Consider the following 13,528-nt stretch of genomic DNA (forward strand, 5'->3'; position numbering starts at 1 on the left):
GGCAAGCTCCTATTTCTTGGCGTAAGTACGCTCCTCTAGTTTAACCGCGTCGGAACCATGAGAGGGTTCCAACCCCCTGGTACAAGGATTTTCTTACGACAGTAGGAATGAGTCGATAGCCAGCGCGAATCACCACGTTGCGCACGTATTGCGTCGGAGTGACGAAACCTATGCGCAGGAGGTTGCGTTGTAGTTCGAGTTCGGAGTCGAACAGGTCGCGCCCTCCCCTGCGTGCGTATGCGCCGGCCCCTACGCGGTATGCGACAAGGGGTTCTTCTATGTTGGCGGTTCGAGCTCCGGATGCAATCATGCGGGCAAACAGCCAGTAGTCTTCCATTCGGTCCAGGTGCTGATAACCACCGGCGCGCTCTAGCGCGCTTTTGCGCATAACCACGGTTGGGTGGTTAAACGGATCGCGAAATCTTGCTGTTTTGGCGATGTCTTGATGCTGGGCGGGAAGGACACGAATCATGCCCCATTGGGTTTCGTCATGCTCAAATTCGGCGATGGCGGATCCAATAAGGTCGCGCCCACGCATGAGCGGAAGTTGCTTGGCAAAACGCTGCGGCAGTGACACGTCATCAGCGTCTGCGCGCGCAATGATTTCGTGTTTAGCGACCTTCAGTCCAGCTTCGAGGGCTCGAGCGAGCCCTTGGTTTTCGGCCAACCGCACGACGTCAATGTGCTGGCCGGCGATGTCGCTGGACCTATCGATAGTTTCTTGTAACTCACCTGGTACGGGCCCATCTTGTACGAGCACTACCTGGTCGGGTTTCAGGTTCTGTTCACGAGTAATTGACACAAGTGCACGCTCAAATTGCTGCGGATCATCGCCCGCATAAACGGATGTGAGGACAGTGAAAGGTTCGTACTCGCCTGCAAGAATTTGGGGCGCGGCAGCTTCGAGTGCCTGAACGTCGTTCGTTACTGGCGTGTGAGCGAGGACCTCGGCGGTGGTGCGCGGCGGCTTCCTTCCCTGCTTTATGCCTTCTCTAGCAAAGCCAAGTAGAGCTTTCGGATCGGCCGAGTTATTTACGGTCAATCCCCAACGCAGCACAGATTTGCCGCCATATAGAGCCTTCTCAACCGGGTTGAGCGCATTCGAGCGCGTGTACATCCACAGTTTGTTACGCACCTCGTTTACAAAGCGTGGACCAGGATCGGCCGATGAGTCTCCAAATTTCTTAGTCTTGTGCACCACCACGGAATCGGGCACGTACAGCCCAACGCGGTGACGGAGCAGCCGTGCGGTGTACTCGAAGTCGTCATTCCAGAGGAAGTAGTCAGCTTTCGGTAGACCGTCTTCGTCGATGGCTCGCCGGTCAATCATAATTGAAACGAAGGAGGCCGTGCGGATAGGCACAGTGCCGATTTCTTCGGCTCGACGAGCAAGTTTCGGATCGAGCAGGGGGCGCGGTCGCGGACGGTTCATCGGGTGTTCCCGCCCGTCTGTCCAGATCGCTTTGGACGCGAGTAGGGCCGGCTGGCCCGGGTACCTCCGGCGCGCTTCTAGGAGCCCGGCGAGGGCTGTCTGGGTGGGGACCGTATCGTCGTCCATAATCCACACGAGGTCCGCGTTCCAATGGTTAACGGCTCTGGCAATGCCGGCAGCAAAACCTCCGGCACCTCCAAGATTCTCAGGCATAGTGAGAACTTCATCCACTACCTGGTGATCTTGAGCGATGGCGCGCGAGTTGTCTGTAGAAGCATTGTCGATAACCACAACGACCTCGGGAGCCCGAGTTTGAGAGGCAAGTCCATCTAGAGTTTGGACCATTAGATCCTGGCGATTCCACGCCACTACTACCGCTACAACGCGGGGTTTAGTGGTTTTCACCTTTCTCCTTTGCTGACCCAAATCTGATTAATCCTACTGGGCATTATCGCACGTAGTGATTTCGTATAGTGCGGCTCCCCCACCTTCAGCAACAAGTTTGAACGCATCGGCATGCTCGTGGGCAACTTGCAGACCGGCATATTTTGTGCCAACTGGGTTTTCTGGCCAGTAGATGATGTTGTCGGTGTAGAAGTAGCGGATGTGGTTGCGTTTCAGCAGAGCACAAATTTCCGGATCGGCTTGGGCAGATAGTTCGAAGTGCAGACCGATTGAAAGAGCATCGTTGCTCCATTGGCCTTCGATATGTCGGTAGAGGACGTCGCGGCCAGTGAGTGCGTATACGAGTGGAAGGCCCGTGCGCGGATCACCAACAATCACTTCCCCTTCGCGAACATATTTCGGCAGTGTTTGGATGAAGCGGAGTTCTTCAGGATTCGCCAGAGGGTTGAGGTCAGATTCGTTTTTGAACTCGTAGTTCAGGTGCAGTTGGGAGGATCCAGAGTAGTATCCCAAGTTGTTCGTGCCTACGATTAGGCCCGCGACCATGACGACTACAAGCCCTATACGCGCCGGTACTTTTTGTCCGATCTGACCGACCATGTTCACAATGGTGTTGAAGATAAACCAGGTGCCAATGCCAGCGATCGGGGCGCCGAACAGCGGGACGATGGCGCCGAGGCGAACAGGGTCGGAGTACCAGGGGCCCACGAGTGCGTAGCCGGGAATGTTGACCACTGCGGACGCAACGAACAGATAGCTGCCTATCCCGTAGGTAAATGCCAGCCACCGCATGTGGGGCATGGTAAGTGCAACGATACCGCCAATGATAGTGAGGATACCGAGAGCCCAATCTATGTATGCGTCGCCGTACCCCATCCAAGAGAGTTGTGATTCGAAGATGACGCCAAATGATTCGCGTTTGAAACTTCCAATAGGTTCGCGCGCCCAGTTGGTCACGGTTTGCCACGCGGGATGGCTCATCGCGAGGTATAGGACGCCGGCAAGCCCAACCACACCCGTGATGAATGTAGCTAACTGTCCCCTACTGAGTTTTAACGTGCGAGCAATCAAGCGGATCAAAAGGTCTATCGAGAGCGTGATGATGGCGAGAAGTGATACGAAGATTCCGGTTGGGTGAATGATCGCGATTCCGATAGCACCGAGAAGACCGATAAAGGAGGTGCGTAGCGCCATCGGCTTTTGGTTGGTACGTGCAAACCAGTCTGCGAGCGCTATGACGATGATGGGAATAAGTGCGTAGGCATAGACGGTTGGCCAGAGTACCCCGTAAGATGCGGGACGTTCCGGAAACGATGAGAAGGTGGCAGCGAGCAGAGCGGTAAAGATAGGTAGCGCAGGGGCTTTGGGAAGGAAGATGGAGCTGAGCTGGGCGACCGCGAGTGGCCAGAGGATGCATGAGATAACGATGACTACTGCGTTGGTGGCGACGATGATATTGGTGTCCCCCACCATGGTGAGTGCAACGAGATCGTGAAATCCTGCTGGATAAAAGCCGCCACTGTTGGCGTGCCCCTGGTCGAGCGAGGTGGCAACGGCTGAGAGGTTGAGGGCCGAGCCGTTGCCCGTTTGGAGGATCCAGCGGATTGCTGACAGGTGGAACATGCCGTCCCAGGTTTGGGTGGGGTATTCGGGCCGGCCAATACCACTGATGAAGGCGCCCACGGTGAAGGGAAGCGAGATGGACATGCCCGCGATGGCTGGCCAGATTGCAGGGTTGGCGGGGATCTTGCGCGTAGTTTGTGGTGACTGCGGCGAACGCGAACCGGTGCGCTGTCGGGTTAAGTATCCGATTAGATATGCGAGGGCAGCAATGATCGCTGTTGCCCCTAGATAGAGGGGCCATCCCCAGCGCACGCCGATGAATGGACCAGATATAGCGGCTATCCCGATGACACCCGCAGAAGCTAGGGGCGCGAATGTAAGGGCGCGCCACTTGTCTGGACGCAGGGCTGAAGTTACCACTAATCCCGGCCCCCACAGTGCCGCGACTGTGAGTAGGGCCGGGATTAGAGCTGGAATCCAGGCGCTGATCAAGGTTTAGCCTTGAGCGTCACCGATTACGAGGCGCGGCGTGCCCTTCCATAACTGCGGGTCAGTTACGCGACGGCCGTCAAACAGCACCTTAATGCCGGGCAAATCAGCCGGGGTGACGGTCTTGTATTCGGGGTGATCCGCCTGCACGATGGCGGCATCAACAGGCTCACCCATCTTGTAAGCGTCCCAGCCAAAGCCGGCGAGTTCCTCGTCGGTGAACATCGGGTCATGCACAAGCACTTTAGCGCCGCGCTTGCGAAGTTCATCAACAGTTGCAAAAACGCCTGAGAACGCGGTTTCTTTCACCTTGCCGCGGTAGGAGGCACCAAGCACAACAACGGTCATATTTTCGAGGCCACCGAGAACGCTCTCGAGGCGCTTAACGGAGTATTCCGGCATGGACGCGTTGAACATGCGGGCCGTACGGACGATCGAGGCGTGCGGGTCGGTGGATAGGTAGAGGCGCGGGTAAACCGGAATACAGTGTCCACCAACGGCAATACCGGGCCGGTGAATGTGCGAGTAGGGCTGGGAATTAGAGGCGTCGATGACTGCCTGCACGTCGATGCCCTGCTGGTCGGCAAATACTGCGAACTGGTTTGCAAGGCCGATGTTAACGTCCCTGTACGTGGTTTCAGCGAGCTTCGCCATTTCGGCAGCTTCAGCGGAACCGAGGTCCCACACTCCATTGGGGCGATCCAGGTCAGGGCGCTCATCGAATTGAAGAACTGATTCGTAGAACTCAATGGCTTTCTTAGCACCTTCTGCGCTTAGGCCACCAACGAGCTTGGGGTAGCGGCGAAGGTCAGCGAATACGCGGCCGGTAAGAACTCGCTCTGGGGAGAATACCAGGTGGAAGTCTTTGCCCTCTTTAAGGCCGGAGATTTCTTCAATCATTGGCTTCCAGCGACCACGCGTAGTGCCCACCGGTAGCGTGGTCTCGTAGGAGATGAGCGTACCGGGCGTGAGGTTTTCTGCCAAAGACTTGGTGGCTGCGTCCATCCAGCCGAAGTCCGGCTCCCAAGTTTCATCATTGACGAAGAGAGGCACTACGAGCACAACCGCATCCGCGCCAGGGATCGCATCGGAGTAGTCGGTGGTGGCGCGTAGCTTTCCTGCGGGAACGAGCTGCGAAAGCTTTTCCTGTAAGTGTGCTTCACCCGGGAAAGGCTCTTTCGCATCGTTGATCATCTGAACAGTTTTTTCGTTCACGTCAACGCCGATTACCTCATGGCCAGAATCTGCGAACTGTACGGCCAGGGGCAAACCGATCTTTCCCATGGCGACTACGGCGATACGCATGCGCTTCTCCATTTCAAAGATTTTCAAGAATCAAGTCACTGCCAAGTTTAACACCGGGCCAGTCGTCATTTAGGACCCTCCTAAAAGGCCGCGGAACGTGTTGCATATGATTCAAGAACACTCTCACTGCCCATATTTCGGCGACCTGATTGGCTTCGCAAATTCGCACTTTCCCAATGTGCATCCTCTAATACACAAGATCGAACCCACTTAGGAAGACACGCACAGGTTTTTCGTGCGGCGCAGATTCCCCCATATACTCGCTTAGAACGTTGTCTAATGTTGATTGGGTTTGTTGTGAGCGCGGCTTTTCTGAAGTCAGTATCCGAGAGCGAGATTGACCGTTCGATACCTTTTTCAGATGGTCGAAAGTGGAGGGATGAACTCCACGGAATTCGTGGTATCGCAATCCTACTGGTGGTAAGTTTCCACATTTTTGGCAATGGCCGGGTTTCGGGCGGTATCGACATTTTCCTTGCTATAACCGGCTTCCTTGCCGTCCCCTCACTGTATCGGCGCGCTGTGGCCGGAGGCGGGTTCATTCCGCTGATGTCGCGTTTCGGCGGATTAGCGAGGCGTCTGCTTGTTCCGCTAATACCAGTGTTGCTGTTCATTGGGATCGTTGGCCCATTGGTATTGGGAGCAGCTTTCCATCCACAATTGTTTACCGAGCTGCGGGCATCCGTGCTATTCGCTGAGAATATTGAGCTGGTCAGATCTCAACTTGCCTATGATGCAGCCGGCCCCGGCACTTCCGCTTTGCAACACTTGTGGTCGACTTCGATCCAAGTTCAGTTCCACATCCTGATGCCGTTCGTATTCATGCTCTCAACTGTTCCATTGGTCAAGGCTGGACGGGATCCCAAAAAAGCTTTGATGATCTTCCTCGGGATCGTCACAGTTGGATCGTTCCTTTATGCATGGTGGCATCAAGGTGTGTTTCAACAGGCGAACTATTTTTCTTCTATCTCTAGGCTGTGGGAACTAACGCTGCCTGGCATCCTTGGACTGACCATTTCGAAGTTCCGGCTTAATAGCGTGACGAGGGCCTGCCTGACATGGGTCGGTCTAATCATGTTGCTCTCCACTGGGTTTTTGTTTGACGGTGCTTCGGTGTTCCCCGGCCCGCAAGCACTCCTTCCTGTAGGCGGCCTGCTCCTCTTCCTCACGGGTGGAAAGAGCTACACGAGTTGGGGCGGTGACCGCCTCGTTCAGATCCGGCCCATCAAGTTCCTGGCAGACATCTCATACTCGCTCTACCTATGGCACTGGCCGGTAATCATCTTCTACTTGAACTATTTTGCCAAACCTAAGTTGGGCGTTTTCGATGCGCTGATCGTATTCACTGTGAGCCTGGCTCTCGGAACAATGGGCAAGAAACTCTTTGAAGACCGAGTTGCATCTTTATCCTTATTGAAGAACAACAACGTCGCCGTTCTTCTTGCCATCACCGTAATGATCACAGGTGCGGGGATATTCCATTGGGCCACGCAGGTGAGTCAATCGAGGCTAGAGCAACGGTTATCGACCTATCAGGACCTTATCGACGCGAAACATCCGGGAGCGCAAGCTCTTACATTCAGCCTTGAAACAGCGCCAGCGAAAGCCATTCCAGACCTAGACATCGCTTTGGTGAAAACACCCGAAGTTTACTCTTTTGATCCAGGTAACTCGGACACTGACGAGAGTTGTGTTTCTGGGCGTGTTCCCAACCGTGCTTTTCCAACCACTTGCGAGTCTGGCACCGAAAATGCACAGAGAACGGTTGTGTTGACAGGCGGTTCCCACGTTGGACAATGGTGGCCTGCGTTTGCAGAAATGGCAGCACAATACAATTGGAAGCTGATTCTATTGGAGCGTAGCGGGTGTCAACTCGGCCTGGATCAAGATGTCTACGAACCCGAACTGGAAGTTAGTCCGCTCTGCATGGAGTGGAACAAGCAGGCCGTCGCCATGCTTCGTGAGGAAATCAAGCCGGATCTGATTGTTACCCTCGGTACTTCCTTGCAGTCTGGTACGCCAGAACAAACACGTGAAAGTCAGGCGGTTGCATGGCAAGAACTCGGAGAAACTCCTCTACTTCTTCTGCGAGACAATCCGATTTTTACCTTTAACCCATCAGAGTGCCTACAGCAAAAGGCAGATTTAGAAAATCCACAAACCTACAGTCAATGCGCGCCGCGCAAGGACGAGTACTCTTACTCTTCCGAATTTGATCATAAACATCCGGCTAGCTTGGCAGCTAACAGTTACTATGTGGACATTAATGAAATCTTAGAAGTTGATGGCGAGTTTCTGCCGATCATTGGAAACGTAATAGTCTGGCGTGATACCCACCATGTAACAGAGGCATACGCATTTACCACTCGTCCGTTCTTCGAACAAGCCCTACAAGATTTTGTGCCGGACCTATTTAAATAGCGTCCACTAACTGTGCCGGACCTTTCGTGGCAGGCGAAGACTTTTGGTACAACTTGTGTGATGCACGCCCACTAAGTCTGTACGGGCAAACGCCTTGTATAAGATAGAGGCATGAAAATCATGTCTGTGGTGGGCGCGCGCCCTCAGTTTGTAAAACTTGCTCCGATTGCGCATGCCTGTGAGCGTGCTGGTGTAGAGCACGTCATTGTTCACACCGGTCAGCACTACGATCCAATGCTCTCGGATGTGTTCTTCGAGGAGTTGAACATTCCGACCCCCGATGAGCACCTTGGGGTTGGCTCTGGCTCGCACGGCGTTCAGACTGGCGCGATGCTCGCCGCAATGGATGAAGTGATTTTGAAGCATGAGCCGGATTGGGTGCTGGTCTATGGCGATACCAACTCCACTCTTGCGGCTGCACTATCTGCGGTTAAGCTTCACTTCCCTATTGCCCATCTTGAGGCTGGTTTGCGCTCTTTTAATCGGGAGATGCCAGAAGAAATCAACCGCGTGCTCACTGACCATGCTGCTGATTTGCTTCTTGCCCCCACCGAGGTCGGGGCGAAGCACCTTGCCGATGAGGGGCTAGCTGACCGCACTGTGGTTGTGGGCGACGTGATGACGGACGTTCTGATGGAAACCCGCGCTAAGGTTGCGGACAAGCCGAGCCCGATTATGCAAGAGTTTGGTTTTTCTGAGGGCGAGTATTCGTTGGCTACGATCCACCGCCCCGCTAACACCGACACTAAAGCACAGTTGGACGCGGTGCTTGATTCACTGGGCAAGGTGGACCACCCGGTGGTAATTTTGGCGCATCCTCGCCTGGTAGCTAAAGCTAAGGAGCACGGATTGACTATTGAGCGGGGGAATTTAAAGGTTCACGCTCCGCTCGCCTACCCTGATCTGGTTGCTTCCACCATGCACGCTCGCGGCGTGATTACCGATTCGGGCGGCCTGCAGAAAGAAGCGTTCCTGCTACGCACGCCGTGCACCACGGTTCGCCCACAAACGGAGTGGGTAGAAACTGTTGAAGCTGGCTGGAATGTGCTCGTAGATGCCGGCGCGAAGCTAGTTGAAGCCGCGTCCCGTCCACGTCCGGCCGATACGGACATCGCCCCGTACGGTGATGGCCACGCAGCTGAGCGCGTGGTTCAAGTACTGCAAGAATTCTCATCTAAGGTGGAACAATGCGGGTGAGAGCACACCCAATAAATCATAAAGTTTCCATATTTCTTGCAAGTGCTATTTTTGCGGTATTAGTACACCTGGCTGTGCGACTGCTGGTTGGGATCTACCCTTTTGGTATTTACAGCGGCGGGATCCACGATTTTGTGTACCAATACCTGCCGTTCTATTCTCGGTTTAGAGATCAGATGCTCCAAGGTAGCGGACTTTCGGGGCTCACATTCGCATGGAATCTGGGATTAGGCGTTTCTTCGATTCCGGATTATGCCACTTACCTTGGTGGTCCTATAACGCCTCTTGTTCTTCTGCTGGTTCCGCGCCATCAGATCATTGCCGCCCTGCTCATCAGTATTCTGTTAAAAGTTGCTTTAGCCGCTGGGTTTATGCGACTTTTGATGCATTATTTGAGGCCAGATTTCACCGGCATCATTCCGCTTATAATCTCTGTTGGATACGCGTGCTCTAGCTGGGTGTTTGAACTCGGACAGTTCATTCCGCAGTGGCTCGACGTCTTATATGGGATCCCGCTACTCTTTTTTGCCGCGTTAGAAATGCGTAAACCAAAACCCCGGTGGATTTTGGCCGGCGGTGCCGTAGCTCTAGTGTGGTGGGCAAACTATTACGTAGCTTTCATGGCCAGTGTCGTGGCGGGCCTATTCTCCATAACTTTGGCACTAGGGCTAGATGGTTTTAAACAAGGGATAAAAAATGTAGTCCGCTTCGGTGCAGCCGGCGTCCTGGGTGTAGCTACTACTGCTCCTATCCTCTTACCAACTATGACCGCCCTGTTCCAAGGCGTTGGGTACGAGGGCGTAGATAAACTCATCGTTTTTGGCAAGTCAATTGCAGGGATCCGCACGCTACCATTCACAGCCACGATTGCTTACGAGCCACCGCTCTACACAGGTTTAGTCGCGTTAGCGCTTTTTGCGGCCTTTTTCTTTACGCGGGATTTGACTTGGCGATTCAAATTAGTCTGGTTGGTTACAAGCACAGCCCTCTTGATCTCAGTCACTAAATTGAAGACACAAATGGTTTGGAATCTCTTCCAAACCCCGCACGGATCATCGTATCGTTGGGTTTTCGTTATCACCGCATGGATGGTAGTGACGGCCACCTTGGCATGGGAATCAAAATCCATTAACAACCGGTTCAGTAACGGCAGGAAACTGGATGCTCCGAACTGGTTCCAAATTGTCACCGTTGTGCTGTTCGGTTCATCCGTAGCTTTATTCTTGCTGAAGCACTGGAACCTGGTTAGCTTCACCACTGCCGGTCGTGCGATTATCATCGCCTATACGCTTTTCCTCTGTGTCTTTCTCGCCGTAATTATGGTTACCAGGTGGTTTCCAATGCGCAAGACGGCACTAGTGATTGGACGCGCAACTACAGCTCTACTCCTAATAGCAGTATGTTTTGAATACATTGGAACTGGTGCGCTTGTAGATAGGAATAGACTTCCACTATTACAAAACGTTAACACTGGCCTTGAGGCTGAACGTCTCGAATTAAGCGAGCGCCTTACTACAAACGAGTGGCCCACGCACCGGCTAGGTTGGATACATGATGATTTCTTGGATCCTGAGGCCTCTGAGAACCTTTCTGCTCGTTACGTTTATCCTGGAACCGATTACTATTCCACAGCTGTCACATCCCAATACGCCGATACTCTTAGCACATTGGGAATGGTGACGAGCAGAGGGGCCCGTTACTCATGGTTGCCCGAAGACTCCATCCTGAAGGGTGTTCTTTCGGTTGCATCCATAGGAGGCATTCCGACACTTCCGATGGCCCGGATATACCCTGAGCGGTTCACCTCGATTAATAGCTCAATGCCCAAGGAATATGAAAGCCGTTCATCCCTTAGCAACGCACCTAATCTGTACCATTTTGAGCCTGTTAGCGTTAAAAACGCCGCAACTCTTGCAGAGGAAACAGAGCTACGTAAGGGCGAAACCTACCTGTTTTCCACATCATGCAAGCCAGGAACAACAGTATTTGTCGGAGTGCGTCGCTATGAGAGGATTTCCGATGCCCCCACGGGATACCACATCGGAGAAGCGAACGGTATTGATCCTTCTTCCAACGGCCTGCTAGGCGAGATCGGTCGAGCTACCGAACCTGCCCAAAGTTTCACGCTACAGATGGCAGCCGACCGTACACTAAATGAAAACCTGTTTGTTGGTTGCGCTGGTATTAATGAGTACCTGCGCGGCACAGAGAAAATCGTGAGCCCATCTGACCTTACAATTCGTCCCGGAAAAGTCACAGCCACTTTTGCCCAGCCAGTTTCTGGAGAATTCGTCATAGCAACTCCTGCGGTTGATGGATGGTCTTGCTCCGATAATAAGAAGCCGCTACCCGTGTCTAGTCGAGCTGGTTTACTATCTGCAACCGTTTCAGATGCTACGACCGTTCAATGCGGTTTCACTCCCCCGCTCTTCAAGGCCGGAATCGGAATAGCCACCTTAGCTCTCCTACTACTGTGCACGCCAGGTCTAATAGTTGGACTGCGTAAGCAAAAAGCGCGTCTGACAGAGGAAGACCAGCCCACCGCGTAAGGTCCATATTTCGATAACAAAATGCGGCTGCACAGTCATTCTGACTTGTGCAACCGCATTTTCATTACCAATCGAGAATAGACGCTTACTCAATACAGGCCTCTTGCCCACCTTCCAAAATGCAAGTAGTAGCGGTGCGTTCAAATGGGTAATAGTCGGGGCGTCCAGGCGAAGAACAGAAATTAATCTTGTAAATGGCTGCGCTACCGCCAGAATCTATCTTTTCGAATCCGTTGTTTAAGGGAACACCGTAGAGCCCAGGGCGCATCATGTCTGTATCCCGCCCGTTATAGTAAGAAGGCCTATCCGCGTAGAAGTATTCAATCCCGTGAGCTTCAAGGATCTCGCAAATGCGCGCATTTGTCGCAATATCTTTGAAATTTTGTAATAAAATAACGTCGTCTCGATTACCCGGATTGTTAGGGTATGGCCAAACCGTTTTCACGTTAGACAAAGGTTGTAGTAACGCGGCTCCAGCCGCTGGGTCACCCATCACCATTGTATCCGGCGGAAGAGTTTCCTTTGCTCGTTGAATCATCTCAATTTCGTCTTTGTCGGCCAAGAATCGGACGTTATCGCGATCAGGATAGAACGCCTGATGAACGCTTTGCGCGATTGCCGGAGCTATCCACGCATACATTAGGAGAGTAGAGAGCATCACTGCTCCCCACTTGTAACGGTCTACCCTTGCACCCCTAGCGGCTACTAACTTGTTCCAGACAGTGTCTGCCAGAATAGCGAATAGCGGAACTACGAAAATAGCAAGCGCCGCCTTGGGCCTGTCCGGATAGTTGTAGTAAAGGCTGGTAATACGGCTCAACCCTGAGATTGGGAAGAATGTGCCAATCACGAGAAGCCACTGCGATAGCCAACCTGCAAGCATAATCCAACGGCGCCGCCTATACGCAATAAACAGAGCCGCTAGAAGCAGCAGAAGCACAATACCGTAGAAAGAAAGTGCCCTTATTCCCCCGTAGGGCATGTAGAGCGTGGCACTGGCAAATAGTTTTTCTGGAGCAGAATCCCACCCTACTTTAGGGAATCTGTGAAACAGGATATTTCGAGCAGGAGTTGGCCCATCAACAACGAACACCATCAGATAGAAGAGGAACAGGGCGCCAGCAATATTTCGCGCTGCCCTCTGTTTGTTACCGCGCTTATAGAAGATGACTCCGACCCGAATAAGCTCAAACAGCAGGTACACAAAGAAAGCAAAAGACGGTGGAAGCATAGTAGACGGGTGAATCCCGATTAAGCCCAGAATGGGAACCGAGGTTACAAACAGCACCGCAAAAATTGACCCCGCAATGTTCCGAATCGAAGTCAGTCTTCTGATGGTCTTTGTTGCGTAATACCAAAGCGCCATCATTCCGGGCATCATGACCATTCCCAGAACGAATGGCCACAGCGTAGTCTCCAGTTGCAATCTAATCATTGCTATTGGCGCCAGAGCAGAGCCAAGTAAGCTCCATTCATACAAGCTCTGTTTACCGCCGATAGCAACCGACCAAGCGCCAACCCCAACCAGCCATAATAGAGGCGTTATCACCAGCAACGAATTAGCCGCAATAATGGCCTGGCTCGGCCCGTTAGTCACGAGGCTAAGCATCGCATGCCAAGTATTTGGGTAGTACCACCCAGCGTCGCTCAAGCCTGCCATGGTTGCATTGGAGTCTAGGGGGAAAGCATTACCCGTTCTCTCCATGAGCCACAACTGGTTATAGTGGTAGCTCGAATCGCCACCTTGCACGATGTCAACGGGGCTGACCGTCAAGATGATTGGAAGAATTACTGCAATCCAAACAATTACCGTCATGACCAGGCGAGTTGCTACGTGCCTACCCGACAGGGTGTTTTGAGGAATCATGGCGGCAACATTTTTACCCAGGCTGGTCCGCGCCAGAATCCAGGCGCCCACAACAGCGAGCACGCTGAAGCCAATGAACGGTATCAGGCCCCATCTAAATGGAAACAGGTTATTGAAAAGCGACCATAAAAATATGAGGCCAACACTCCAGGCCGGCGCAGCGGCTAACCGCAATGTTGGTGAGGCTTTTGGAAATAAAACTGTTGATATTACGGCTCCCGGTACCGCTATTATCGCCAAGACTGAAAGGAGCATTGGCAGAACCGGAACCCACTGACTTAAAGTTTCCAAAAGAGTCCT

7 protein-coding genes are annotated in these 13,528 nt (G+C 53.0%); 3 read left to right on the top strand and 4 right to left on the bottom strand.

Annotation, left to right across the window (positions count from 1 at the left end; genetic code table 11):
* Positions 1–40: 40 nt before the first annotated feature.
* The 3 genes from HMPREF2854_RS08270 to HMPREF2854_RS08280 are packed head-to-tail and all read right to left on the bottom strand — an operon-like array spanning position 41 to position 5,194.
* Entirely contained in the window at positions 41–1,837 is a 1,797-nt protein-coding gene (locus tag HMPREF2854_RS08270; RefSeq protein WP_070621204.1) for a glycosyltransferase, read from the bottom strand.
* Positions 1,838–1,870: 33 nt separating this feature from the next.
* Positions 1,871–3,892, bottom strand: coding sequence for a DUF6541 family protein (locus HMPREF2854_RS08275; protein WP_148130934.1), 2,022 nt, complete (start codon positions 3,890–3,892; stop codon positions 1,871–1,873).
* A 3-nt stretch (positions 3,893–3,895) separates the two neighbouring features.
* On the bottom strand, positions 3,896–5,194 hold the full coding sequence (locus tag HMPREF2854_RS08280) for a nucleotide sugar dehydrogenase (RefSeq protein WP_070621243.1): 1,299 nt from the start codon (positions 5,192–5,194) through the stop codon (positions 3,896–3,898).
* A 279-nt stretch (positions 5,195–5,473) separates the two neighbouring features.
* On the opposite strand from HMPREF2854_RS08280, the gene HMPREF2854_RS08285 reads away from it, so the two are divergent.
* The 3 genes from HMPREF2854_RS08285 (at position 5,474) to HMPREF2854_RS08295 (ending at position 11,361) form a co-directional block, all read left to right on the top strand.
* Positions 5,474–7,615, top strand: coding sequence for an acyltransferase family protein (locus HMPREF2854_RS08285; RefSeq protein ID WP_070621206.1), 2,142 nt, complete (start codon positions 5,474–5,476; stop codon positions 7,613–7,615).
* Positions 7,616–7,726: 111 nt separating this feature from the next.
* A complete protein-coding gene (gene wecB, locus HMPREF2854_RS08290; protein WP_070621207.1) occupies positions 7,727–8,812 on the top strand; it encodes a non-hydrolyzing UDP-N-acetylglucosamine 2-epimerase in 1,086 nt (361 codons plus the stop codon).
* Positions 8,803–11,361: a YfhO family protein gene (locus HMPREF2854_RS08295; RefSeq protein ID WP_070621208.1), complete on the top strand. Its 2,559-nt coding sequence runs from the start codon at positions 8,803–8,805 to the stop codon at positions 11,359–11,361. Before wecB ends, HMPREF2854_RS08295 begins: the two co-directional genes overlap by 10 nt.
* Before the next feature lie 85 nt (positions 11,362–11,446).
* On the opposite strand, the gene HMPREF2854_RS08300 is transcribed toward HMPREF2854_RS08295, so the two are convergent.
* Positions 11,447–13,483 (bottom strand): DUF6541 family protein, encoded by a 2,037-nt coding sequence (locus tag HMPREF2854_RS08300; RefSeq protein WP_070621209.1) that lies wholly within the window; start codon positions 13,481–13,483, stop codon positions 11,447–11,449.
* Between the last annotated feature and the right edge of the window lie 45 nt (positions 13,484–13,528).

Origin of the sequence: Actinomyces sp. HMSC075B09 (assembly GCF_001812395.1) — a bacterium.
Lineage (GTDB): Bacteria > Actinomycetota > Actinomycetes > Actinomycetales > Actinomycetaceae > Gleimia > Gleimia europaea.